At 42.2% G+C, this 25,431-nt stretch carries 26 protein-coding genes; 8 read left to right on the top strand and 18 right to left on the bottom strand.

Going from position 1 to position 25,431, the window contains the following annotated elements:
- Positions 1 to 22: 22 nt before the first annotated feature.
- Entirely contained in the window at positions 23 to 286 is a 264-nt protein-coding gene (locus tag ASL11_RS26940) for a YokU family protein (RefSeq protein ID WP_056621642.1), read from the bottom strand.
- 186 nt (positions 287 to 472) lie between these two features.
- Here ASL11_RS26940 and ablB point away from each other — a divergent pair, with 186 nt between their 5' ends.
- Complete coding sequence (gene ablB / locus ASL11_RS26935; RefSeq protein ID WP_056621640.1) at positions 473 to 1,330, top strand: putative beta-lysine N-acetyltransferase; 858 nt, start codon at positions 473 to 475, stop codon at positions 1,328 to 1,330.
- A gap of 29 nt (positions 1,331 to 1,359) precedes the next feature.
- On the opposite strand, the gene rpoN is transcribed toward ablB, so the two are convergent.
- Positions 1,360 to 2,691: an RNA polymerase factor sigma-54 gene (gene rpoN / locus ASL11_RS26930; protein WP_056621638.1), complete on the bottom strand. Its 1,332-nt coding sequence runs from the start codon at positions 2,689 to 2,691 to the stop codon at positions 1,360 to 1,362.
- Positions 2,692 to 3,146: 455 nt separating this feature from the next.
- Between rpoN and ASL11_RS26925 the strand changes: the two genes are divergently transcribed.
- Positions 3,147 to 4,184, top strand: a complete 1,038-nt coding sequence (locus tag ASL11_RS26925; RefSeq protein WP_056621635.1) for a stalk domain-containing protein — start codon at positions 3,147 to 3,149, stop codon at positions 4,182 to 4,184.
- Between the two features lie 48 nt (positions 4,185 to 4,232).
- Here ASL11_RS26925 and ASL11_RS26920 read toward each other — a convergent pair whose 3' ends face one another.
- From ASL11_RS26920 to ASL11_RS26905, 4 genes are all read right to left on the bottom strand, one after another.
- Positions 4,233 to 5,447, bottom strand: a complete 1,215-nt coding sequence (locus ASL11_RS26920) for a GTP-binding protein (protein ID WP_056621633.1) — start codon at positions 5,445 to 5,447, stop codon at positions 4,233 to 4,235.
- 97 nt (positions 5,448 to 5,544) lie between these two features.
- Positions 5,545 to 6,483 carry a metal ABC transporter substrate-binding protein gene (locus ASL11_RS26915; RefSeq protein ID WP_056621631.1) on the bottom strand — a complete coding sequence of 313 codons (939 nt, stop codon included), beginning with the start codon at positions 6,481 to 6,483 and terminating at the stop codon, positions 5,545 to 5,547.
- 15 nt (positions 6,484 to 6,498) lie between these two features.
- Positions 6,499 to 7,368 carry a metal ABC transporter permease gene (locus ASL11_RS26910; protein ID WP_056621629.1) on the bottom strand — a complete coding sequence of 290 codons (870 nt, stop codon included), beginning with the start codon at positions 7,366 to 7,368 and terminating at the stop codon, positions 6,499 to 6,501.
- Complete coding sequence (locus tag ASL11_RS26905; protein ID WP_056621627.1) at positions 7,314 to 8,021, bottom strand: metal ABC transporter ATP-binding protein; 708 nt, start codon at positions 8,019 to 8,021, stop codon at positions 7,314 to 7,316. Before ASL11_RS26905 ends, ASL11_RS26910 begins: the two co-directional genes overlap by 55 nt.
- A gap of 266 nt (positions 8,022 to 8,287) precedes the next feature.
- Here ASL11_RS26905 and ASL11_RS26900 point away from each other — a divergent pair, with 266 nt between their 5' ends.
- Complete coding sequence (locus ASL11_RS26900; protein WP_056621625.1) at positions 8,288 to 9,250, top strand: permease; 963 nt, start codon at positions 8,288 to 8,290, stop codon at positions 9,248 to 9,250.
- Positions 9,251 to 9,280: 30 nt separating this feature from the next.
- A complete protein-coding gene (locus tag ASL11_RS26895; protein ID WP_063795699.1) occupies positions 9,281 to 10,237 on the top strand; it encodes a TIGR03943 family putative permease subunit in 957 nt (318 codons plus the stop codon).
- 25 nt (positions 10,238 to 10,262) lie between these two features.
- Here ASL11_RS26895 and ASL11_RS26890 read toward each other — a convergent pair whose 3' ends face one another.
- The 3 genes from ASL11_RS26890 to ASL11_RS26880 all read right to left on the bottom strand — a co-directional run bounded on the left by ASL11_RS26890 (position 10,263) and on the right by ASL11_RS26880 (position 13,364).
- Positions 10,263 to 10,973, bottom strand: coding sequence for an AAA family ATPase (locus ASL11_RS26890; protein WP_056621622.1), 711 nt, complete (start codon positions 10,971 to 10,973; stop codon positions 10,263 to 10,265).
- Positions 10,974 to 11,137: 164 nt separating this feature from the next.
- Positions 11,138 to 12,616 carry an Lsa family ABC-F type ribosomal protection protein gene (locus tag ASL11_RS26885; protein ID WP_056621620.1) on the bottom strand — a complete coding sequence of 493 codons (1,479 nt, stop codon included), beginning with the start codon at positions 12,614 to 12,616 and terminating at the stop codon, positions 11,138 to 11,140.
- 103 nt (positions 12,617 to 12,719) lie between these two features.
- Positions 12,720 to 13,364 carry a peroxiredoxin-like family protein gene (locus ASL11_RS26880; protein ID WP_056621618.1) on the bottom strand — a complete coding sequence of 215 codons (645 nt, stop codon included), beginning with the start codon at positions 13,362 to 13,364 and terminating at the stop codon, positions 12,720 to 12,722.
- Between ASL11_RS26880 and ASL11_RS38220 the strand changes: the two genes are divergently transcribed.
- Genes ASL11_RS38220 through ASL11_RS26870 form a run of 3 tightly spaced genes read left to right on the top strand, consistent with a single transcriptional unit; the run spans position 13,338 to position 15,381 of the window.
- Positions 13,338 to 13,538 carry a hypothetical protein gene (locus ASL11_RS38220; RefSeq protein WP_442953094.1) on the top strand — a complete coding sequence of 67 codons (201 nt, stop codon included), beginning with the start codon at positions 13,338 to 13,340 and terminating at the stop codon, positions 13,536 to 13,538. The genes ASL11_RS26880 and ASL11_RS38220 overlap by 27 nt on opposite strands.
- 11 nt (positions 13,539 to 13,549) lie before the next feature.
- Entirely contained in the window at positions 13,550 to 14,572 is a 1,023-nt protein-coding gene (locus tag ASL11_RS26875) for an ATP-binding cassette domain-containing protein (RefSeq protein WP_082595852.1), read from the top strand.
- The gene (locus tag ASL11_RS26870; protein WP_056621616.1) at positions 14,569 to 15,381 is read left to right on the top strand and encodes an ABC transporter permease; all 813 of its coding nucleotides are present in this window, start codon (positions 14,569 to 14,571) and stop codon (positions 15,379 to 15,381) included. The genes ASL11_RS26875 and ASL11_RS26870 overlap by 4 nt, the downstream gene beginning before the upstream one ends.
- Positions 15,382 to 15,438: 57 nt before the next feature.
- On the opposite strand, the gene ASL11_RS26865 is transcribed toward ASL11_RS26870, so the two are convergent.
- Both ASL11_RS26865 and ASL11_RS26860 read right to left on the bottom strand, forming a co-directional pair.
- Positions 15,439 to 16,398, bottom strand: coding sequence for an NAD(P)-dependent alcohol dehydrogenase (locus tag ASL11_RS26865; protein WP_327205118.1), 960 nt, complete (start codon positions 16,396 to 16,398; stop codon positions 15,439 to 15,441).
- A gap of 53 nt (positions 16,399 to 16,451) precedes the next feature.
- Positions 16,452 to 17,741: a DUF4309 domain-containing protein gene (locus ASL11_RS26860; RefSeq protein ID WP_056621613.1), complete on the bottom strand. Its 1,290-nt coding sequence runs from the start codon at positions 17,739 to 17,741 to the stop codon at positions 16,452 to 16,454.
- 386 nt (positions 17,742 to 18,127) lie between these two features.
- On the opposite strand from ASL11_RS26860, the gene ASL11_RS26855 reads away from it, so the two are divergent.
- Complete coding sequence (locus tag ASL11_RS26855) at positions 18,128 to 18,532, top strand: CBS domain-containing protein (protein ID WP_056621611.1); 405 nt, start codon at positions 18,128 to 18,130, stop codon at positions 18,530 to 18,532.
- 76 nt (positions 18,533 to 18,608) lie between these two features.
- On the opposite strand, the gene ASL11_RS26850 is transcribed toward ASL11_RS26855, so the two are convergent.
- The 7 genes from ASL11_RS26850 to ASL11_RS26820 form a co-directional block, all read right to left on the bottom strand.
- Positions 18,609 to 19,733: an HD-GYP domain-containing protein gene (locus tag ASL11_RS26850; RefSeq protein ID WP_056621610.1), complete on the bottom strand. Its 1,125-nt coding sequence runs from the start codon at positions 19,731 to 19,733 to the stop codon at positions 18,609 to 18,611.
- A 119-nt stretch (positions 19,734 to 19,852) separates the two neighbouring features.
- On the bottom strand, positions 19,853 to 20,374 hold the full coding sequence (locus tag ASL11_RS26845; protein ID WP_056621609.1) for a hypothetical protein: 522 nt from the start codon (positions 20,372 to 20,374) through the stop codon (positions 19,853 to 19,855).
- A gap of 154 nt (positions 20,375 to 20,528) precedes the next feature.
- Positions 20,529 to 20,720: a YgaP family membrane protein gene (locus ASL11_RS26840; protein WP_056621608.1), complete on the bottom strand. Its 192-nt coding sequence runs from the start codon at positions 20,718 to 20,720 to the stop codon at positions 20,529 to 20,531.
- Between the two features lie 154 nt (positions 20,721 to 20,874).
- Positions 20,875 to 21,552, bottom strand: coding sequence for a Crp/Fnr family transcriptional regulator (locus ASL11_RS26835; protein ID WP_235550588.1), 678 nt, complete (start codon positions 21,550 to 21,552; stop codon positions 20,875 to 20,877).
- Positions 21,553 to 21,668: 116 nt separating this feature from the next.
- The gene (locus tag ASL11_RS26830) at positions 21,669 to 22,760 is read right to left on the bottom strand and encodes a GerAB/ArcD/ProY family transporter (RefSeq protein WP_056621607.1); all 1,092 of its coding nucleotides are present in this window, start codon (positions 22,758 to 22,760) and stop codon (positions 21,669 to 21,671) included.
- On the bottom strand, positions 22,757 to 23,920 hold the full coding sequence (locus tag ASL11_RS26825; RefSeq protein WP_056621606.1) for a Ger(x)C family spore germination protein: 1,164 nt from the start codon (positions 23,918 to 23,920) through the stop codon (positions 22,757 to 22,759). Before ASL11_RS26825 ends, ASL11_RS26830 begins: the two co-directional genes overlap by 4 nt.
- Positions 23,917 to 25,317: a spore germination protein gene (locus ASL11_RS26820; RefSeq protein ID WP_056621605.1), complete on the bottom strand. Its 1,401-nt coding sequence runs from the start codon at positions 25,315 to 25,317 to the stop codon at positions 23,917 to 23,919. The genes ASL11_RS26825 and ASL11_RS26820 overlap by 4 nt, the downstream gene beginning before the upstream one ends.
- Between the last annotated feature and the right edge of the window lie 114 nt (positions 25,318 to 25,431).

The following is a 25,431-nucleotide window of genomic DNA, read 5'->3' as shown; positions in this document are numbered from 1 at the left end:
CACAGATTTTGCAGCAAAGGTTCTATTTTAAAAACATATTCTTTACCCGCGGAGCCTTTAACAGATCTTCATAGCGAAATGCCGTTCCAAGTGCAGAAACATCATGCCAATATAAGGTCTCTTCAATTTGCTGTGCGGTGCTCTCTAAAACATACGTACGGCAGTTGGCACATTCAAGCGCAGGAATGTCAAGTATTTGCACCGCTAGTCTCCCATCAGGCATAATCCAGTAGCAATCTTTCACACTTTCACGGATATCTTCCGTTTCACACCACATGCAATTCATATGCGTGCACCCACCTTCATATGGTATAGAACATTCTTACGCCTAACTTGTAATCATGCAAGAAAGATGCCAACTTTTCAGAGTGGGTATTTGCTCACTTGGTAGGCTAATTATGTGGATAAAGCTGCAAAATTTTTGGCAGTTGTTATTATTTTGCAGCAAATTGAGGGTTAAGGGGGATGCTGGATGCCAAGTGATCTGCCAACCTATACGAATGAAATTGAGAACGGCACCAACTATACGATTATGTTTTGCCTTGATTTTACGAATAAAAGGTTGCGGGTGGATGACTATTCAGGAAAAATAGATGTCATTTACAAGCGAGTGGTCGAAATTGCCAAAGCACATGCTCTAACCAAGGTGTTTATCAAATCAAGAGAAGTGGATTGGCAGACTTTTTTATCCAAGGGATGTATGCTGGAAGGTATATATAAAGGATATTTCAATGGAAGTGATGCCTACTGTATGGCCATGTATGATGACCTCGCGCGCAGAACTAGCGACTATTGGCTGGAAGAAGATCAGATTTTACAGCAGGTTCTTTCTCTCCCGGTTAAGCCCGATCGCGCCTTGGTTCCGAGCAACATGACGATGCGTCTCGCTCGATTGGAGGATGCTGAACAGCTCTCCCAGTTATACAGCCACATTTTCCAAACCTACCCTACGCCGATGAATGATGCCATATATGTGGCGAAAACCATGCGGGAAGGAACGATTTATTACCTCGTTGAAACGCAAGATCAACTGATAAGTGCCGCTTCGGCAGAAATCAATTCAGTCTATGCGAATGCCGAAATGACAGATTGCGCAACGCTCCCAGCTTATCGTAATCAAGGTCTTATGCGTTTGCTTATACATGCCTTGGAAGACGAAATGATCGTACGGAATATCACTTGCTCGTATTCATTATCTAGGGCCCTTTCATTCGGTATGAATGCCGTTTTCTATCAAATGGGGTACGGATATTACGGCAGACTTACAAAAAATTGCGACATTTATGACAAATTTGAGGACATGAATTTATGGGCCAAATCATTGAAGTAATGTGCTAACAATACGTACCTCCCTTCAAACTATATGCGTTTCCTTCTCACAGAAGAAGAAATACCGAGTTCTTCACGATACTTGGTTATGGTACGGCGGGAAATGGAAATGCCCTCCTTCTTCATGAAATCTGATAGCTTTTGATCGGAATAAGGTTTTCTGGGATTCTCTTCACTAATCCATGTCTTGATTCTCGATTTAACATGTTCCGAAGAAGCAGACTCCCCTATGTCCATTCGCAGACCGGAGGGAAAGAAATACTTCAGTTCGTATATGCCCCAAGGGGTTTGGGCGTATTTCCCCGCTGTAGCGCGACTTACCGTTGATTCATGTACACCCAATTTAACAGCAATTTGCTTTAAGGTCATAGGTTTGAGATGGGCGTTTCCATGCCAGAAAAAGTCACTTTGCTCCTCTACGATGGCTTGCGTTACTTGGAATATCGTTCTTCGTCTTTGTTCTAAGCACTTCAGGAAGAACTTCGCGGCATGCAATTTACCAGAGAGAAACTTGGATAACTCGTTATTGTCACTATGCTCTGCGGCCATTCGTTCGTAATAACCACTAACCGAAAGTCGAGACGAAGCTGCTTGATGCAGCAGCACAACGAATTGTTCACCTGCTTTCTCAATACTGACTTCCGGAATGATATAATGAACCGTTTCTATATGAAAAGCTGCGCCAGGTCTAGGGTTCAATCCTTTGATGACATCGATCGCAGCCTGAATTTCTTGTGTAGACACATGGAGCAGCATCGTTAATTTATGAATGTGGTAATTGGCAATATCATTCAAATGTTTCTTAATTAATAAAGAGACTAATGGAAAGCTATCCGCTAGTGCCTGGACTTGAAGTAGTAAACATTCCCTCAAATCTCTTGCCCCAATACCGCGGGGTTCAAGGCTCTGCAAAATCCTTAACGCACGCTCCACTTGAGCAAGCTCGATCTTACACACCTCAGAAATTTCAGGTAGGGTGGATCTTAGAAAGCCATTATGGTCTAGATTTCCAATCATAAATGAGACAGTATGTCGAATAAGTGGCGGTATTTTTTTAATAAAGCCTAGTTGCTCCTTTAAGTGTCTCTCAAGGGATACCTCATTCGATGCGATGTAAAGTAAGGGGTCGTTATCATTATTGGGATCAGTACTTTTAGCTCCACGGAAAAATGTTGGTGTGAAGTTGTAAGCGTCACTTTTATTCTCAGCTATTTCCAATACCGGGTTTTCAGTAACTTCTTGTTGAATAACTTCCAGCAATTCCGGTGTCGTGAGCTTGAGGATCGTAATCGCCTTACGTAGTTGGGGGGTTATCTGCATCCTCGTCGTTTGCTGTTGGAACATTCCGTAGCCTGGGCGCATGTGCATCACCCCTTTTCCTTGTTGCTTCTATATGTATTCATTACGGATAACTTTTAACCAGATCTGTGTATATTGTCTGATGAGAGCGGACATAATATTTTATGACGGTGACGCAGTGGTGAGGTGTTGTGTCGCAGACAATTTACACAAGGGAATTTGTTATTGAATCCATATGGAGGCGAGGAGATGTGCCGCATACCACTTACTGTAGTATCTTTACTGCAATGATGTGATGAGGTAGTTACCGAGCGAAGTAAGGTTCAAGGCAAGAGCTCCATCAATTAACGCACCGTCAAAGAGGCTGTCCGACAAGTAGATTCGTCTACTCTAGGGCAGCCTTCTTTATTTTAATAACTATTGAAACCTACCATTCTTTACCACCATCCCCTACGGACTCAAGGAAATTCTGTTAAACGAAATATATAGGCATTAACAGAAAGTTGAGGACGACAAGTATGCGAATTAGAAAACAAATCTTTCGATGTGCCCATATTGCGTTATTGAGCATGATGCTGCTCCATGCAACATCTGTAAAGGCTGCGGAGAATGCGTCGCCTACTGTGTTTTTGGACGGTCTTCCTCTGTCCTTTCAGACACCTCCTGTGATTGAAGCAGGCTATAGCCTCGTGCCTATGAGAGCCCTTTTTGAAGCGGAAGGTGCTACAATTTCATGGGATGAGAACACACGAACGGTGACAGCTGTAAAAGATGGCGCTACAGTAACTTATCAAATTGGAGACTCATTTGCCTATAAAAATAAAGAACGGCTGGAGCTGCCCCTACCTGGCAAAATTATTGATGGCTTCACGATGATGCCACTGCGATTTATTAGTGAGACACTAGGTAATCTCGTGAAATGGCATGACTACTCCCGCTCGATTACAATCTCATCTGTACACGACAATGAAACCACGATCCAATATGGTGTCAATTTGCGCGATACGCCAGCTAAAGATGACGATACCCACATTCTTCGTATGCTTGCAAAAACCGAAAAAATCCACGTCATTCGTGAAATCAATCCTGATTGGTTAGAGGTACAAGCACAAGACGGCACAATCGGATTCATCTCCTCTGCTCCGCAGTATTCGGATTACACAAACACGTCGATAGCGATGAAACAAGCGGATGCTTTAATTGCTTTCGGGTCTAAATTTATAGGAACACCTTACGAGTTTGGTGCTGCTTCGGGACAAACGAATACGTTCGATTGTTCGTCTTTTGTTCAATATGTTTTTGACCACGTATTGTCGAAGGATTTGCCTCGCGTCTCCTACGACCAAGCGCTGCAAGGGAAAGAAGTCGGGATTAACGACCTACGCAAAGGAGATCTCCTCTTTTTCACGGCACGCGGGCTAGATATCGGTCACGTAGGTATTTATGCAGGTAATGGACGGATCCTTCAAACGTATTCCAAGGAGCTTGGCGTTCACTTCACAGCGTTCGATGAGAAATGGAAGAAGCGTTTTGTTACAGCAAGGAGATTGTTCTAACAAAAAACGCCGCACCTATGAAATCATTCAAGGGTGCGGCGTTTTTTGTTATAGTACTAACGGACATTCTTCCTCGATTTCCATGATGATATTAGGCAGCTCATCGCGGAACTCTTTCCAATCTGCTAGCATCTCAGCATCTGTCAATAAACAAGCGTCAAGGGATGCCATGATTCCATTACGATCCATATCGATCCCAATGAAGACAATTTGATTAATCCGATCTCCATAGATGTCATCCCAATGTGTGAGTGCATCACTATCCTCTTCCAGAACTGCTAGTCTTTCCTCTTCAGAGAGCGCTGCAACCCAATAACCCGTAGGGCCAAATCGGATAGATGGCCCAGCTTGGCTAAGGCTTTGAGCAAAGTTATGGCGAGTTGCCAACCACATAATCCCTTTGGATCTAACGATTTCTGCTGGCCAATCGGCCATCCATGCCATTAATCGCGAGGGTTCGAATGGTCGAGCTCTTTCATACACGAATGAAGTAATCCCATACTCTTCCGTTTCAGGCGTGTGCGATGCTTTCTCCAATTCTCGCATCCAACCAGGTGAACTACTAGCTTCATCGAAGTTAAACAGCTGTGTATTCAGAATTTCAGCAGGATCTACCTGACCGTGTATGGTACGAATAAACTTTGCTTTCGGTTGTAATAGTCGGAGCACACCTTCAAGCTCATTCAATTCCTCGACTTCCAGCCGATCACACTTATTCAAAATAAGCACATCACAAAATTCAATTTGATCAATCAGCAGATCAACAACTTCACGCGTGTCGTCTTCACCAATAGCTTGCCTACGTTCAAGAAGAGTTTCACCTGAGAAATAATCGATCCAAAATTGGTAAGCATCTACAACGGTCACCATACAGTCCAATCGACACAGCTGGGAAAGATCAATACCTTGTTCTTCGTCCGAATAGGTGAAGGTTTGAGCAACAGGCAACGGTTCACCAACACCAGTTGATTCGATCAGAATATAATCAAATTTGTTTTCCTTGGCAAGTCGTTCAACTTCCTTCAATAGATCGTCGCGCAAGGTGCAACATATGCAACCATTGGACATTTCAATTAAGCTTTCTTCTGTTCGAGAGAATCCGTTGCCTTGTCTGATGAGATCAGCATCAATGTTAACCTCGCTTAAATCATTCACAATGACGGCTACTTTCAAGCCATTTCGATTATGGAGAATATGGTTTAACAACGTAGTTTTCCCGGCTCCCAAATAACCGCTTAGTACTGTTACAGGTATTGTCTGCATGGATCATGCACTCCTTTTAGTTATTCGTAATTTTTACGTGTATGCTACAAATAAAAAGCAAACTTCAGTTTGCATCACATTACATAACCAATTATTGTTATTCATCTAACGCTTTCTTCAATGCTTGGAGATTATTCGTCATGACACTTATGTAATCCAGGTTATTCTTCTTATCCTCAGCAGTTAAACCTTCAAGTGGATTAAGGACATCTGTATGTGCATTGATTTCCTTGGCAATCGTTGTTGCAACCTTAGGATCCACTAACGTTTCAAAAAAGATCGTTTTGACTTGCTTCTCCTTCACAAACTCAATGATATCCGCCATTTTGTCTGGTGCTGGCTCTTCTTCCGGTGAAAGACCAGCGATGGGTACTTGTGTTAAACCATATTCCTTGGCCAAATAACCAAATGCCGCATGTTGGGTTACGAATTCCTTCTGTTTCACCGATGCAAGTGCTTCTCGGAACGTTCCATCCAGCGCTTTGAGCTTCGTGATGTACCTATCCGCGTTATTCCGATAATCATCTTTGTGTGTGGGATCAACCGCTATTAGTCCTTGTGCGATCGCTTCTACTTCACGTTGGGCTAACACCGGGGATAGCCATACGTGAGGATCCAACTCATGACCATGACCTTCTTCTTCCTCCTCTTCCTCTTCTTGATGTATACCTTCAATGAGATCAATTCCCTTGCTCGCCTCAACGACAACACGCTTCGTATTCGCAGTGCTTTGCAAAGCTTGCTCAGCCCACCCTTCAACGCCGCCATTGTAAATGAATACATCGGCCTCCTTCACTTTTTTCATATCTTTGGCACTCGGCTCCCAATCATGAGGCTCTGAACCGGCAGGAATTAACGCGACGACATTCGCATGCTCACCAGCAACTTGCTTGGTGAATTCATACATCGGATAAAAGCTTGTGACAACATCGAGTTTTCCATCGCTTGAGACGGTGTTAGATGCGCATCCTGTCGTCATCAGTACAGTTGATAGACCCGTAACAATCAATGATTTGGTAAACCATAACGATTTCATTTTAAAAAATTCCTCCTAATTCGTTTGTATTAAAGGCACTGGAGCCTTCTCTTCAATGATATTTCTATTGGTTGTCTTACGAAATCGCACTACAGCCTTTTGGATACCTAAACCTAAGATGAGTAAAAACAAAAGTAGGATCGCGATCGTTCCGCCTGGCGGTGTACTGAAGGAATAAGAAGCTGTAAGACCTGAAAAAACACCTAGTAACCCGACTCCCATCGCAATCAAAAGTGAAGCTGTAAAACTGTGCGCAATCCGTATGGCTAAGGCTGCCGGAAGAACAATGAGTGATGAAACAAGCAGTACCCCAACGATGGGCATCGCTGCTGAAACAATCATTCCTGTTAAGACGCTAAATCCAAGTGAAATCCATTTTACAGGGATACCATTCGTTCTCGCGGTATCTTCATCGAAGGTGATTTGGTACAGTTGACGACGGAACAAGAAGAAAAATAAGCCGCCGATTACTGCCACAATAAACATGAGTACAAGTTCTGTTTCATTCACAGCCACGACAGACCCGAATAGATACGCGGATATCCCCTTGTTCATGCTGGGACTTAGGCTCATGATAATAACGGCTGAAGATAGCCCCCCAATCATAATAATGGCAACTGAGATCTCACTAAATGATTTATAAGACCGCCTGACATATTCCACAAGGACAGCACCTAACGTCGCCACGACAAAGCCGCCTAATGTTGGATGAATATGGATAAAAGCGCCACCAGCCACACCAGCTAACGAGACGTGAGAGAGCATATCGGCCATTAACGCTTGTCGGCGAAGCATCAGATAAACGCCTAGTAACGAAGCAATGATCGCAATTAGCCCACCGGCACAAAATGCCCGTTGCATGAAGTCGTAGTGCAGCATTTCCATCCGCCTTCCTCCTTTCTTTCTAATGCAATGACTCTGTCTATGTACGGAGAGACCTCTTCCAGATTATGTGTGACCATGACAACCGTTCTTCCAAGCGTCTTTGCTTGAACATGCATCAGTTCATATAATCCTATACGGCTTTCATAATCCATACCTGTCGTTGGCTCATCCAATACAAGCAGATCTGGCTCTTGTGCTAGCGCTCTAGCTATGCAAATCCGCTGTTTCTGACCGCCTGATAACTCGCCGATTCTACGCTTGCGCAACTCCCACATCCCCAGTTGCCGAAGGGCGGTTTCGGTTACGTCTTCATCCTCTTTGCGAAGTTTGCTAAATAAGGGCACCCTAGAAAATCTACCCGAGCGTACAAACTCCCAGATATTACTTGGAAAACCGCTGTTGAAACCCGCGATCTGCTGGGATACGTAGCCTACTCGTAGCTTCTCTCCACTCAAATTCGTCTGTGATAAAAACAGATGACCTTTCCATGGCATAATTAAACCCAACATGAGCTTAAGTAAGGTTGATTTTGCCGCGCCATTAGGTCCAATGACAGCAACGAATTCACCAGACTGAATGTCCAATTGTGCATCTTGAATACAAGCAATATCCGCATACCCAAACTCCACCTGATGCATAGAGGCAATTAGCATCCCTCTCAACTCCTCGACATTTATGCGTAAATTTTACGAATACATCATAGAATGAATGAAAGTCCGTTCGCCTGCTAGGAACGTCACCAATTCCTAAACAAACCACTTCCTATTAATCGTAAAGTTTACGTATTACAACGAGTAATATATCTTGCTTTTTCTGCGCTGTCAATATCGTGCTTGCAAGAAATACCTAATTCGCTTATGATTTTATTCGTAAACATTACATTTAAAAGTAAGCATAAGTAAATGAAGGAGTCTACAACATGCAAAGTAATTCAGCAATCTTCCTAAACAGCTTTTTTACAATTGACCATTTGCAATCCTTTAAAACAATTTTCATCAGCCTGATCCTTGAAGCCTTACCGTTTATTTTACTTGGTGTCTTGCTTTCGTCTTTGCTTCAAACATTCGTGCCCGAGTCAACCATTCGCCGGTTCACACCTCGGAATCCCGTTCTTGGCATTCTATTCGCTTGCCTAATAGGTATACTTTTCCCCATGTGTGAATGTGGTATGATTCCAATCGTTCGTAGACTCATCTTAAAAGGAATGCCCGTTTATATCGCTGTCGTTTTTATTATCGCTGGCCCCATCCTTAATCCAATTGTCTTCGCGGCTACACTTATGGCGTTTCGCAATCATCCTTCCATCGCTTACTCTCGGATGGGACTTGCTTTCATCGTCGTCATCATTATTGGATTGATACTCAATCGGCTAGTAAAAAGAAACCCATTAAGACTTGGTCAAAATCATGAGTCTAAAGCGCCTCAGCATGACGTACATCACCTCCATGATCATCATCATCACCAACATACTGATAACTCCAGTAAAGTAATGACATTTTTCGTACATAGTTCAAGCGAGTTTTTTGAAATGGGTAAATTTCTTGTCTTTGGCGCACTACTCACCGCACTCATTCAAGTGTTTATGCAACGCGAGAGCCTACTCGCCATTGGGCAAGGCCCTCTCTCATCTCACTTCTTTATGATGGGCTTAGCGTATATTCTTTCCATCTGTTCGACATCAGACGCTTTCGTAGCTTCCTCTTTCCAAACCTCGTTTACATCCGGTTCCTTACTAACTTTCCTTGTCTTCGGACCAATGTTGGATTTCAAAAGTACGCTAATGTTGATGTCGGTGTTTAAAATCAGATTCGTCTTGCTTCTGGTACTTTTAATCTCATCCACAGTTCTTATCTGCTCACTGCTTTGGGAACAAATTATCTAATTCATATTAGGAGGGATTCGTTTGAATCACATGCGTAAAACAAGCTATCATCATTTTTTTCGCACACTGATTTTACTTGGGTTCTCTAGCTATATAGTTATCCTAACGAAGTCAGACTCACTACAGTTGTATATCGCCCCGCGTATGATGATTTACGTTAAAATAGCTGCTGTCGTATTGTATATCATTGCATGCTTTCAAGGTTTCATGGCACTTCGTTCCTATTGGGGTAAACCTATAGCCTGTGACTGTAGTCATCCAGCTCCACGTTCCTTCCTGCGAAATATCGGGGCATATGGGCTACTCATTCTACCACTGATGATCGGCTTCCTATTACCAGATACCGCCTTAAATAGCACAATGGTCGCTGCCAAAGGGATGAATCTTTCTGTTGCCACAACCACTATGACGGCTCCCCGTCCTGAATCGTATAATTTACCTAGCTTCCCTAAACCAGCCACTAGCAGTCAAACTTTGCGAGCTAGTCAGCCTGAAGCTGCACAAGCTGCTCAGCCAGAAACTGATATCGAGCAACTATTTCAGTCCCCTGATGAGTGGAACGAAGACTTTGCCAAGATGGGAGTCATTCTTTATAAAAAGGATCGTATTCTCGTACAGCCAGAAATTTACATGGAGATATTGTCGACGATTGACCTTTTCAAGGATAACTTTATAGGGAAGGAAATAGAGTTAACAGGATTTGTATATCGTGAAGAGGACAACATGAGGATGAATCAATTCGTTGTTGGGCGATTCGCGGTTAGTTGCTGCTCAGCGGATGCTTCTCCTTACGGGGTCTTGGTGGAGTTCCCCACAGCGTCAAATTACCCCCAAGATATGTGGGTTAAAGTCACTGGAACCATTCAAAATGCTCATTACAATGGAAACGACATTTTCAAAATAGACGCCACTAAAATCGAAAAAATCGAAGCTCCAAGTTCGCCGTATGTCTATCCGAATTTCGAACCACTGACCATTCTAAAGTAGTTAAATGACAATGAGCTGATCAAAATCAATCTTTGAACAGCTCATCTAGAATCATTTTTCTATTGTCTAGAAACCGTTTGGTAATCATATAGTGGAGCGTTTCCTCGTATTGGATGTCACTTATAGGTTGATCATCAAAAGTAAGAATCTGGGCATCGGGATATCCAAGCAGTATGGGAGAATGCGTAGCAATAATGAACTGAGCTTCCTTCTCCAAATCTTTGATAACACGCATTAAGGCCAATTGTCTTGCTGGCGATAAGGCTGCTTCTGGTTCATCTAGGAGATAAATTGCTTTTTTACCGAATCGATGCTTAAAAAGAGAGAGGAATGCCTCACCGTGCGATTGCTCGTGTAAGGAGCGGCCACCGTAATAGGGCAAGCTTTCAGGCATCGTATCTAAATAGCTAGCAAAGTTATAAAAAGTCTCTGCTCGGAGAAAGAACCCATTCGTAATCTTCGGCATCCAAGAGAGCCGTAAGTGCTCCCCCAGAATGGAATGCGCTGCGTCGACGTCATACACATTGTTTCTACCACCACTGGCTGTGTTAAACCCACATTGGTAAGCGATGGCTTCAAGGATGGTTGATTTGCCTGAACCATTCTCCCCGACCAGGAAAGTGACATTCTTCTCGAAAGTAATGGAAGTCAATGATTGGATGGATGGGATCGTAAACGGATATTTCTCAGCGTCGATATTCCCTTGCTTTTGAATTTCCAGTTTTCTCAGATACATGAAACGTCAACTCCAATAGAATTATTAAGTATACTTCTATTCTAAGTGTTTCTAAGTCGAAGTAAAGTTTCACGGGAAATCACAATAATTAATGACGTTAATCATTCATCAATAAATACGAAAAAAGCCTGATTTCTCAGGCTCCTCCACATTCATATATCTCCTTAAAGCTCAATAATCTTCGTCGCTACATTGTCACAAAATTCCTTGTCATGCTCTACAAATAGAAGAGTTGGTGCATGTTCAAGCAATAGTTCTTCGATCTGCATTCTTGAAATCACATCAATAAAGTTAAGCGGTTCATCCCAAATATGCAGATGTACTTTCTCACTCAAACTTTTGGCGATCAGCACTTTCTTCTTCTGGCCGCCGCTAAAGGAAGATATATCTTTTTCAAATTGCACTCTAGCAAAATCCAGCTTCCTTAATATCGCCTTAAACAGGCTCTCATCAATCCCATTGTTCTTCGCGTAGTCGGTTAAATTTCCATGTAAATGCGAGGTATCCTGGGAAACATAGGATATTTGAAGTTGGCTTCCCTTTCGGAAAGTTCCTGTATAATCGATATGCTCACCACATAGCAGCTTGATTATACTTGATTTGCCAGAACCATTTTTACCTGATAGCGCAATGCGTTCACCTTGTTCGATCGTAAAACTAACATCTTGGCATACTATTTTCTCGCCGTAATGTATCGAGATATGTTCAAGCGCAGCAAGTTGGTTTTTGTGGTAGGCAAGTTGGGTTATCTTGAGGTCTTCAGCACTTTCAATATTTTTGAGCAGCTTAGACCTTTCGTCGATGGCAGATTCTTGTCTTTGCTCAATGGATTTAGAACGTTTCATCATCTTCGCAGCCTTGTGACCAATATACCCCTTATCTACCTTGGAACCCGAATTTCTAGTGCCATTCTTCGTTTTCTCGACTTCGTGAGACCAATTGCTCGTTCGTTTAGCCGCATCGGATAATCGTTTGATATCCTTCCTCAGCTTCTCATTCTCAGCGAGCTCATAGTGATCTTGCCTTTGCTTATTTTCCCACCAATCGGAGAAATTACCCTTTTGAATTTCGATATTGGTCTTATTAATGGATAGGATGTGGTCTACACAATTATCCAGAAATGATCTGTCGTGAGACACTAAGATATAGCCATTCTTCGTATTAAGATACTCACTGACCAGCTTTCTTGCATTCATGTCGAGATGATTGGTGGGTTCATCAATTAACAAGAAGCTATTTTCCTTCAGAAATAAAGCAGCTAACAATACTTTCGTTTGCTCACCGTTTGACAATGACTCGAAGGGTCGATAAAGAACGTCCTCTGTAACCTTAAGTAAGGTGAGCTCGCGCATTAATTCCCAATGTTGATAATCTGGCAAAATCGTATTGATGATATCCAACGTTTGATCTTGTTTGTTGTTGACTTGAAAAGGGAAATATTCAAAGCTGACATTCGCAGAAATATGCCCGCTGTATTCGTATTTACCTAGCAGCAAGCTGAGAAAAGTTGTCTTCCCTCTCCCGTTTCTTCCTGTAAAACCTAACTTCCAATCGGTATCGATTTGAAAATTAACGTCCTCGAATATATGATCATAGCTGCCATCATAGGCAAACGTTAGGTTTGAAACATTGATTAATGACATGTTGGGATCCTCCTATACCATGCGTAATGCATGAACTCATCATAGCATATTAGGATTTACCAATTCGAAGGAAAGGATAACTATAGATAAATTCTCCTGTCCTTTATAGCTTTTTCAATTGTGTGATGAGATCTCGTGGCTCCATTCGTATCATGAAATCAGGGTTTGCTTGCGTGAAACGGACTACCCTCTCCCGATCTAACAAATAAATACCCGGAATCGGCAATATCCAACGATCAGTCTCATTGAACGCTGTGAGATCTCTACCTAGGATATGTTTGAATGTATGTTGAAGATAGTCAGGCATTTCGAATAACAGGTGATAACGCTCAGCGACAAGTCCATGTGGATCGCTCAGCACCTGGAAAGTTAACTGTTCTTTCTCTTTCTGCGTTAACGAATTGTCAGGACTTTGCGGGGTAATAGCTAGCAACTGGGCACCATACTCATGAATCTCTGGCACAATTTCCTGATACGCTCTTAACTGAATATTGCAATAAGGACACCAACTGCCGCGGTAAAATGCTAGGATAACCGGACCTTTGGTCAGCTCATTGTATAATGTTATTTGCTCGCCTAGCGGATTGGTCAAAACAAAATTCGGAGCGATGTCTCCTACTTTTAATCCGTAAACACGCCCTGATTGCTGTTGCTCTGCTATGTGACGGAAAATGTGTGACTGTGCTTCAACAGGTCCCCTAGCTATAAATCCCGACTTGGCTTGTTCCAATTGCTCTTTCATAGACATGCTGCATCTCTCCTTTTTTTGTTAAAAAGATACCGAATAGTATCTTTTATTGTAGCATATAACCAATTATTTACAAGAGCGTATGCAAAAAATGAAGTGCATCTTCCATATATACATTTGTTTACATTCAGTTTAAAAATGTGCGATACAATCACGTCATCAATTGTTATTTAGGAGGAATTGCTTTGGATTCTTTGCAAAGAAAAGGATTAGCACAACAAGGTGATTGGGCCGTTGAAGCACATGGGCTTGTCAAAACTTTTGGAGAAAATCGCGCGGTAGATGGTGTCAATTTGAATGTGAAGGCAGGAACAATTTACGGTGTTCTAGGCCCGAATGGTGCTGGGAAAACGACGACAATCAATATGCTAGCTACCCTTCTCAGACCTGATGCAGGTTCAGCCAAAATCTTCGGCTACGATGTTGTGAAAGAGTCACAGATCGTTCGTCAATTGATCGGGGTGACTGGACAATACGCGTCTGTCGATGAATCGTTAAGCGCAACTGAGAACTTAATAATCTTCTCCCGTCTTCTTGGGTTAAGCCGCAAAGAGGCGCGTCAAAAGTCAGACGAATTACTAGAAGAATTTGGACTAACTGAAGCTGCGAAACGGCCATTGAAAAATTTCTCTGGCGGTATGAGACGCCGATTAGACCTTGCCGCGAGTCTTATTGCACAGCCTCCACTCATCTTCTTAGACGAACCTACGACAGGGTTAGACCCTCGGACACGATCTCAGATGTGGGATACAATCCGTCGACTGGTCGACACAGGATCAACAATATTGCTTACAACACAATACCTGGAAGAGGCTGACCAACTCGCAGACCGAATCGCCGTCATCGATCGTGGGCGCGTCGTCGCTGAGGGAACTGTAGATGAGCTTAAAGCCTCTGTCGGTACCTCCTCCTTGCAGCTTAGCGTCCAAAATCCGTTAGATATTGAACAAGCTCGCAGAACCGTTGAGCAAGTGCTGAAAGTAGCTTCAACAGTTGTAGCTGGTAAGATCTCCGCTCCGATGGCGAATGCAGATCGTGTGACTGACCTTCTTATCTCCCTGCGCGAAGCAGGCATTCACTTGGCTGAGATGAGTGTACAGAAGCCAACATTGGATGAAGTATTTTTAACGATTACAGGTCATGGCGTACAAGAGAACGATACAGAGACGTCTACGCCAACAAGTAACAAACAGGAGGCAAGAGTATGAGCGTATCGATTAAACCCGTTTCCGAACGCCATCTGAGAAACCACACAAGCTTTCGTCAGTCCGTTCGCAATTCCCTTACAATGGCCTATCGTGGTCTTCTGAAGATTCGACGTACACCAGAGCAATTGTTCGATGTCACACTTCAACCGATCATCTTCACGCTGATGTTTACTTATATTTTCGGCGGAGCTATATCAGGTGATGTCGTAAGTTATTTACCCGTTATTATTCCAGGTATTCTGGTTCAGACCGTAATAACAACCTCCATCGTGACCGGCGTCCAGTTACGAGAGGACATGGATAAAGGCGTCTTCGACCGATTCAAATCACTGCCAATTGCGCGTATAGCGCCACTTGCAGGCGCATTGTTGGCCGATACCATTCGGTATACTATTGCAACCGTATTAACGTTCTCTATGGGATTCATCATGGGATATCGACCTGAAGGCGGGTTGGCCAATGTGGCGATCGCTGCGCTGCTTGTCATTTTCTGCTCATGGGCGATCAGCTGGATTTTTGCTTTCTTTGGCGTCATTGCTCGCACAGCATCCAGCGTTCAGGGGATCTCGATGCTCGTCCTTTTTCCTCTTACGTTCCTTTCTAACGCGTTCGTTCCTGTTGATACCATGCCGAACTGGCTTCAATGGTTTGTTAAAATCAATCCGATCTCACACCTCGTCTCTGCCGTTCGTCAGCTTGCGAATCAAGGTACGGTAGGTTGGGATCTCACCATTTCACTCTTCGGCGCTATCGTCATTGTGGCTATATTTGCACCCATTACGGTTATTGCTTACATGCGCCGTACGTAACGTTTCAACATAAAAAGGCTGTTCTCAAGTAGGAAATCTACTGAGATCAGCCTTTTTTCATCGTACACGAATCATAACTTTCCCGGTGTGCTGCCCTTCTCCAAAGTATCTTAAAGCTTCTGCAACATCACCTAATGGATATTGACGATCAATCACAGGTACTAATTTGCCGGTCTCCCAGAGCGCCATCAATTCATTTTGATCCGTATGATTTGGTTTATGGATTAAGAGTCCCATTTTCTTCGTTCCTATCCATGAAATTAGGGGTCCAAGGAACATCATTTGAAAAATCCGAGGCATGGTGCCTCCCACCATCACATAACGTCCATCCGAGCTTAAGGCACGTTTACAGTCGAATATCGACCGATTACCCACAACATCAAGAATAACGTCATACTTTTTCCCACTTATGGTATAATCCTCTTTCCTATAATTCATCACATAGTCTGCACCAAGCGCTAGAAGCTTTGGCAGTTTCGTTGCACTGTCGACTGCAGTCACTTCTGCTCCAAATAATTTGGCTAGTTGTATTGCAAATGTCCCCACACCGCCACCCGCACCATTGATTAATACCTTATTGCCGTTCCGTATAAGTCCTTTGACCTGTAAACCCTGCAAGGCGAGGACAGCTGCTTGGGGTATAGCCGCGGCATCTTCAAAGGTGATCGTAGCTGGTTTCAGCGACAATGCTTTTTCTGAAGCACACACATACTCTGCAAATCCGCCCCAACTACAGCCGGAAATATCTCCGAATACGTCATCTCCTGGAACAAACTGCTTTACTTCTTTGCCCACCGCTTCTACACGCCCTGCAATATCTGCTCCAAGTATCGTGTATTTGGGCTTTAGAACGCCGCCGATTCGCACTAAGAACGGAGTGCCTCGCAGCAGATCCCAGTCCCATGAATTGATGGATGCCGCATGTACGTTAATTAATACTTCGTGATCTTTCGGCTGCGGTTTTTCCGCTTCTGTATAAATTAGTTCATTCGGACTGCCGTATTTCGTGTAGATCACTGCCTTCAAGTGTGCACCTCCTCACTGATTCCAACTCCACTCCTTCAGTTCAGCTACTCGTTCTTTTTTAACATCACGGATTCAACTTGCCCAGTTGGGGTTGTAGCATTAACATACAATCCGTAATCACCTGCTTGGTACAGTAAGCTCCAAATGCCGTCTACGCCATTCACTTCACTTGTTGGGTTTCCTAGCGACTTCTTGATTTGGGCCAACGTGTACGGCACCGAAGCTCCTAGAATACGAATGGCACCGATCTTGTGGTCTGGCGGCCAGTAGTATAATTGATAATTATTCCATTGTTGGTATTCGACTTGCCTTGAACCGATTTCATGAGGCTTACCCCATTTTGCAATGACTTCAGCCTCTGTGGCACCGATGCCATATTCGACTCCGCGAATTTTACCCATTGCAGCTAGTTCCATGAATTTCTGATCCAACACAATACTGTCCTTCAAATGTGAGAGCGTTCCCTCATCTCCAGGAACAGGCTCCTTCCCCCCTATAAGCGGGAAATTGGAGTAGGTATTCTGAAAGATAACGTCCCTAATACCTGGTCCTTTTAATTCCAACAACAAATAATCATTGATCAGATCTATATTACTATTCGCGGGATATTGATACGTCTGGTAGGAAATATACACTTCTCCGGCCGAATTCATGACTTCCTCCAACTCCACCGAATCAGAAAAAGACGAGGATGACTTGATCAATGCATATGTGCGATCTCCGAATGTGCGAAATTCTTTTCTCCACTCTGGCTGTTTTAATAAGGATTGTGCCCACTCTTTTACATCGCCAGGTGCTTCCGTTAGGGAAATTGAGGTATAGACCTCATTAATTTGATTCTCTTGTGGCATATAATCCATAAAACCACTAACGATCCAAATCCCATCATGAGAATAATCTTTTTTCATATAAACCATATAGGCATGTTGATCGTTAGTCGTTATGAGCAATGAACGGGGATTTACGGAGTCACTGATCGTTTGAAATGACGTGACTTCTTGGTTTAGTCTTGATTGGACGAATTTCTGCAGAACCTTGCTGTACACCTTGTTTTCGGGATTTGCCTGAAGCTCCTTTAGCTGATTCTCCGTATATTCGAATCCTTCTGTGCTATCATGAACTCTTGATAATATGCGCAATAAGGTATCCCTATCCTTTAAATTCGCACTTATTTGTGCAACATTTGGCGTAGGTTTACTCTCTTCTTTAGGAGTGGTGGTCGGTTCCAGACTTATCTCTGTATCAGGCTTTGTCGTGAAACTAGCTATTGAATAACCACACCCTAAACCTACGATCAACACACTGATAAGGATCACTACAACTTTTTTGGTCATCAGATTCCCCTCTCACTCCTTTGAAGATAAATAACTTCACCATTTATTAATAATAGTAATGCAGTAAGTTGACTTAAAATGAATACCTACAACGAACACTATGCTTATGCAAAGTGTGCAGCCTATTAGCCATTTTCTCATGTCATCCCCCCAGCTTATTCCTATTCAATTAGACGTGGGCATCGTAGGAATGTTCTGTATGAAATGGGTTATTTGGAAATTTATTTACATTTTTTTATAATGGAATGGAGCTTCTCCAATGTTACAAAAAATCAAACGTTTCCATATTTCCATTTATTACACTCGTCAATTGTGCACTCTTTTGGTCGGATTTATGTTTTAATTAAATAGTGAAACTAATTCCGGATGAAAAGGAGCGAAACAAAGTGGAAATTAAATCGTTTTTACTACCTAAAGACAAAGTATCTTACCTGACGACGTCGGCTTCGATGAAAGAAGCGATGGAGCGGCTGGAAGCTTGCCATTATACAGCGATTCCAATTATCGATGAGGAAGGGAAATATGTGGGCACTTTATCCGAAGGAGATTTATTATGGAAACTGAAGTGCACTCCCGGCCTGTCCTTCGTTAACATGGATGAAGTATCTGTCACCAACATTCGAAAACGAATTTATAACGAGTGCGTCGCCATCGATGCACATATGGAAGATATGTTAGCACTAGCTGCTGACCAGAACTTTGTTCCCGTTGTAGATAAGGATCGCGTTTTCTTAGGTATCATTCGACGTAAGGACATTATTGAATATTATACAAGAAATATTACGGATTAATCGGTTAAACCAAAAAGCAGAGGTAAGATTAGGGATTTATCCCTTTCCTATCCTCTGCTTTTTCATATATCCGCTGTCATTTATCTCGAGAGTATATGGCACGCTCACTAATATTATCGATCATTACATGAAGTGCAAGCGATAAATCAATTTCATAATGTATTTTCAACTTTTCTCCACGCTCATTTTTAAGGACCCTGACAACAGGTCTAGATGGTATGAAGGAATTTTGTCGACATACGACGCCAATTTCTCCTGTGCTTAACTTCACACCTTGTCCTACCGGGAATATGGCCACCTTATTTCGAAATTGGGTTACTTTTTTAATGTCATATAAACTTCCGGCATTCGCATAAAGAATTTCCAAAGCATAATGAGGTGCAATGGAATTCCGATAAGCCCTCGGATGGGTCATGGCATCATACGAATCGAGCATGCCAATCCACCGAGCATACTCATGTATCTCCACCCCCTTGAGATGGTTAGGATAACCGCTCCCATCAATCCGCTCATGATGCTGTAACGCACAGATGGCACTCAGCAAAGGGATCCCGATTTCCTGCTTGAGCATGTTAAATCCTAATTCTGTATGTCGCTGAATTTCTATATACTCGCTCGCAGACAGTTTTGAACTACTTAATAATAACTTAGAAGGAATCTGGATGTTCCCTACATCATGGAGCAATGCTCCTAATCCTAATTCAATTAACTCTTTGTGTGAGTACCCCTGAAGCATGCCAAGTTTAGTCGCATAGACACATACATTGATCGCATTCTGGCAGAAGTGCTGTTCCAATGTGGTTGCCGGAGCCATATTTAATGTGGTGATGGAGACGAGATCTTTTCTCCCTTTATTCATATCATCAAGCACTTTTGAAATACCCTCGAATAGTAGCCGCGATATTTCTGTGGCGTTCGTCGTTCCTCCCAATGGTGAAGTTGCGCTGAATTTTGTATAAATTTTAGACAATGCCATCCGCAACAAAGCGCGGGTATCCTCATGAATCGAATCTTCAATGGGGATATCTTCCGTTTCCTTATCTTCGATATACAAGAAATCAAGTCCCATTTGGACTAATTTTTTAATCATAAATTGTGTAAGTTCAACGCGATGTCCAAGCATGACTCGTCCATGTTCGGACATAACGGCTTTACCAATCCGCATACCCGGTTGGCATAGGGCCGTAGGAACTATAATCATGAATATTACCTCCGCCAAAAGATACATATTTATCTGTATTCTTTTTTAGTATACGGAGTCGGTCATAAATAAACTGTCGAACACTGCAAGTTGTGAAAAAAATATTCTCAGAGTCCTATTCATTTTAAAACTTTATTTCTAACTTTTTTCCGCTTCCCCCAAGGCTTAAACACCGATAGTAGATACATCGCGATTAATGAGAGTAACTGAAGTCCTATGCCTATAAATAACCATAGCATGTTGGAAACGTATGCACCTTGGTTCGCACTTTCTCCTCCAACTTCAGTTAACATGGATATTCCTTTCAACGTCCAAATGTACATACCTATGGGACCTACGATAACCGCGACAACTGTAAGCACTTCTTTGGCGATGATCCAATAGTATTTTACCAAACCCCAGTGAGTCCCCAGCGATAATAGCACACCTGTCACGATGGTCCCAATCACTGATGCTCGTAAAGAAGTTCCGGCTAATACGTGCATGGCTTTGTAACACGAGAGTACTAACCCCGAATCACTAGTGCTCGCGACTGTTATGCTCAGAATGAGAAACGTCACACTTGTCCCTAACATGATGGCTGCGAATAAGATATGTAAGCTCAGCATCCATTTTTTCTTGGTCATCGAAAAGTTTTTCATTCTGTTAGAATCTCCCTTGATATCTTCTTACCTTTAAGATAATCAATTGAAGTTAACTCCTTCTAAAGCAATTCTTAAATATTCATAAACTGATCCATTATATAAAAAAGGGGCAGCAACATGCCCCCCTCTCTCTACAATGTTCGAGTCGTATTTATCTGATCCTACAAGTATTACGACCCAATAATTTATTGATACCACATTTCTGTGCCAAACCAGTAATCAGAAGTGGTACGGCAATCAGTCCTACTAATTTCCAATAGCCTGGAAGTACGTAAAACAAAGATAATAAGGCGATTCCTATTATAATGCGGATGGCGCGGTCTGTTCCTCCAACGTTTTTCATGATATATGTCTCCTTTCTTGATCTAGCGAGTGGTAATAAAGTTCTTACAGTTATGATGATATCAGGGTTACTGAAATCGAACCGTAACTTTGTCACATAGCAGAAATCCATTAAAAAAACCACCCAATGGGTGGTTTGGTTTATCAATAACGTTTCAATTGAATTCCATATATCGTTGAAGAGCCCCTCGATTTACAATCGTAATTTTCCCTCTTGAAAGTTTAATAATTTCTTCCTTCTCAAGTCCCTTCAACGTTCTACTGATCACCTCTCTGGCAGTACCGAGCTCAACAGACAAGTAGTCATGGGTGATATGCAAAGTATCGATATTCCCGTTTTTTTCTGTCATGTGAATCAAGAATTCTGAAATTCGTCCCCGAATGGATTTAAAATTGACGCTGTCCAACAAATTGGACATAACAACAATCCGTTTGGCGAATGATTTAAAGATGAATTGCCGGAAATTCCGATAGCGATCCACCCATTCACGAAATATCCCCGAAGGAATCAACAGCACCAACCCAGCCGTTTCAACGCATGCTGTTGCTTCATATTCCGTCTCACCTAAAATACTTGAGGTCATCAATGGACAACATTCTCCGCTCTGAATCCTGTACATCGTGATTTCCCGACCACTCGTGCTTATTTTATACATTCTGACTGTGCCATCCAAAATCAACACGACGTGCTCCAGAAAATGTCCTTCTTCAATGATATAATTGGGTACCATTTCAATGACCTTTATGCCTTCATGATTCCAATCCTGTTCTGAGATGTCTGTCAAACTAGGAAATATTGAAATGATACGTGCTAGATGTTCAGCGAGAATCAACGGAATCAGCTCCTTAAAAAATGCTTTTTTCGTAACATCTTAGCATAAAAGCTAATGGAAATCCGTGATAAAGTCACAGATGCATTCCGAATTATATTCGTCATCAATTCCACCAGTCACACCTCTTGCACATGTCTCCCTTTAATAAGACTAACAAATAGAAAAACTAAGGGAAGACCGACGATGAAAATAGGAAAAACAAAATCAGTCCAGACTAAGTTTGCATAATCTAAAATCCCAAAAACATTTGCAGGAATTAATGAAATAACGAAAATGACGGGTGCAGTTATTGCGATCATTCCCCGCCATTTCTTGACTCCAAATAATTGTGCAGTTCCATAACTGTTGATGAACAAGTAAATAGACAACTTTACTAATACGCAAAAAATCCAGATGAACACAATCCAGACGTCCATATTTTGAATAAAATCCAAATAATTAATGAATCGAACCATAGCAAAATACGGAAAGTACAAGCTCGAACCGATATGTATGCCGAACGTTGAAATAACCATCATTGTGGCAATAATGGCAAGCAAAGATGGAATGCAAATGGATAACAGAATCGGTTTAAGCAGCTTTTCCGGCTTAGAGATAAATGGCGTTAACATCATAATCATCATGGATTCCCCAAGGAAAGAGGCATTTACTAATGATCCTTTCAAAATCGGTAGGACACCAGAATCCGCATAGATCGGCAGAATGAGCGATAGATGCAAATTAGGTATATTTAATGCAAATGTAATCACAATGCCAAAAAGAATCAAGGGTCCAGCCAATTCACTGAAACGTGCTATGGCTTCGACGCTGCCAGCGTAGGTTATATAGATCATTGCCGATATCATCAAAGCCGAGATACTCCAAACCGGTGTATCGTGGAATAAAATCTGCTTAATGAACAATGAAAATATGCGTAATATATCGGCGCATACAGAATACCAAACCACAATATATAGTAGACTAATTAGCTTCCCAACCCACTTCCCAAATAACTTTTGAGCAAACTCCACTAACGTGTGTGAAGCATGTTTCTGACTCACTCGAACTAAAATCATCGTTACGAATAGACCAATCAAACCCGCAATCGCAATTGAGATCCAAGCATCTTGTTTAGCGATTTCAATCGTTGGCGATATCGTTAACCAGATTGACATCGAGATTTCTAAGGTTGTAAACATCCAAAATAACTGCCACGTGGAAATCTTCATTCTTTTTCCCCTTTCCCGACGATTCGCTTACGGATATCTCCCGTACTTTGAATAGTCAACTTGACATCAACTGCTACTTCAATCGTCGGGAATATATCATCCCATCGATCTCGAAGTTCTCTCCATCGATATGGATGTTCTCTGTGAAATTCTTCACCAAATCCGAACACATCCTGTCCGAATTGAACCTGTATCTTCTTTATCGTCTCTTCTACTCTCTTAGCTTTGATTTCGTTCAGCTTACGCTCGATCCTGACGCGTTCTTTGGTTACAGAAAGATCTATGTCCGAATTGTTTTCAAGTACCCTTCCGGTCCCAACAAGTTTTACATAGGCTTTCAGTTTATTACCATCAAATAGGGTTCGGATAGATTGTTTTAAATTGGATTCGTATAAGGATATACTTCCTTCTTCAAGTTCTTCCGTCACGAATTGATTTTTCAGTACACCTTTTACCCAAAACAATTCTAAAGACTCTCTCCCACTCACTTCACCGACCATTTGTAAGTTCTTATTGAAGATAGCAACTGATCTGACATCAAATATTTTGTCTTTCTCTTGTTTATTCATCGGAGAAATCTCGACCATCGGCATCGCAGGGCGAATACCATCCCGTCGAGCATCAATTAATACATCTCGTAAAGCAGTGTCACCTAAACGACAATACCGGTCTTGATCAACAGCCACGATCGATGAAAATGGATTGAACGGACTATTGATATTCAATACTTCTTTTCCTTCTCCGTTATTCACAACGAAAATATCCGTTCTCAACCGTGTATCGGTATTCCGTGTGAATTGATCCATCACATCAATTAGTCCTTTTCGTGCCAACTTTTCTCCAACAAAAATAGATCTACGATGCCCAAGGAAAACTTTGCGCGGCAACTTGTCTTGAATTTGTTGCGTCAAGTCCCCAATTGTCGAACCCGTCGCGGTTAATACGATGTTTGCCCTTTGGCTATTTCCACCACCGTTTCTGATACTCTTAAAATCTGCAGGAACCGCGATTTGAGCACTTTTTTGAAGTTTACCATCTTCGGATATATCTAAGGCAGTTCCGATCCAGAAAGCATAATCATTAATTTCATTTCGATCCCAGCAACCAGAGAGCATCAATGTCAGTATCAAAATAATAATAAAATACCCGATTTTCTTCATTGCTTACCTTGACCTTGTGCCGATACAAATCGTTTATTTATTCGTATAAGCGTATCCTTCCAGAAATTAGCACCAAGAGGGGCAACCGGTCTTAAATACGGCATCCCGAATGATTTAAGTGTCACGAGATGAATCATGATGAAAATAATACCAATCGCAATTCCGTAGAGACCAAGGACTCCCCCTAAAACTAATAATGGAAAACGTAGAATTCGAAACGGTAAGGCCAAACTATAGCTAGGAAATGCGAATGAAGCAATCCCAGTACCAGCAACAATCATGACAATAGGAGCTGAAATGAATCCAGCTTGGACGGCTGCTTCACCAATAACTAAGGCACCTACTATGCTCACTGCTGATCCAATGGCCTTAGGCAAACGAAGACCAGCTTCCCGTAAACCTTCAAACATAAGCTCCATCAACAAGGTTTCAATGACGGTTGGGAACGGGATGCCTTCTCTAGATGCTGAAATACTAAGCATCAACGTGAGTGGAATCATTTGTGGATGGAATGTCGTAAGCGCAACATAAATAGAGGGTAGTAAACAAGACATAATAGCCAGTAGAAAGCGCAAAAGTCTCACTGATGAGACGTATAAGAAGCGTTCATAGTGGTCCTCTGCTGCTTGAAAGCCTGCCCAGAATGTCATAGGCAACAGTAGTGCATTCGGGGAGCCGTCAACGATAATGGCTACCCTACCTGCCAATAAACTAGATGAAACGGTGTCTGGACGTTCTGTATTTTGAATTTGAGGGAAAAGGGAGAATGACTTGTCTTCAATAAATTCTTCAATATAACCTGAATCCAGTAGTTGATCCGTATGGTACGCTTGAAGTCTCGTTCTAACTTCTTCAAGCAATTCTAGCTTGACTACATCTTCGATGTAAGCAATGACGAACGACGTATTGGTCAACTCACCTGCAAGATGATTTTCGAACTTAAGTTTCGAATTACTTATTTTTCTGCGAATCATGCTTAAATTTGTTTTTAAGTCTTCGGTGAATCCCTCTCGTGGACCACGAATAGACGCCTCATTTGTAGGTTCATTGATCGCGCGTTGATTAAACGCGATTATATCGGCTAAGTAAGCAAAAGGCTTACCATCTAGTAAGATGGCCGTACTTCCTTTCAAGACTTTTGCTACGATTTCTGAGAAGTTTGTTGCTGTATCGTACTGTGTCAGTCGATCAACATCGCGACTTATCATGCATGCTGAAATAATCTGTTCCAATTTGCTAGAATCCGTTAATTCTTGTATATAAACGAGCAGAATGTTGGATTGATCAGATAGCTTTAACGGTCTAAATACAACATCGACACAATTGTGGAAAATATCCTGCAACGTATCATGATTGATTTGAATGCTCTCGCTCACTTTCGCAGGAATATCCAGCATCTCATCGTATCCCCCTTTCCAAAAATTTCATTGCATATTATGTGCGATTAGGTATTGCCTTATTCGAGTAAGAACGAAAAGAAGCACTGCGCGCGGCAGTGCTTCCAAGGATTA

The sequence above is a fragment of the Paenibacillus sp. Soil750 genome (genome assembly GCF_001428045.1).
Taxonomy (GTDB): Bacteria; Bacillota; Bacilli; order Paenibacillales; family NBRC-103111; genus Paenibacillus_E; species Paenibacillus_E allorhizoplanae.
This window is presented reverse-complemented; position numbering and strand designations above follow the sequence as displayed.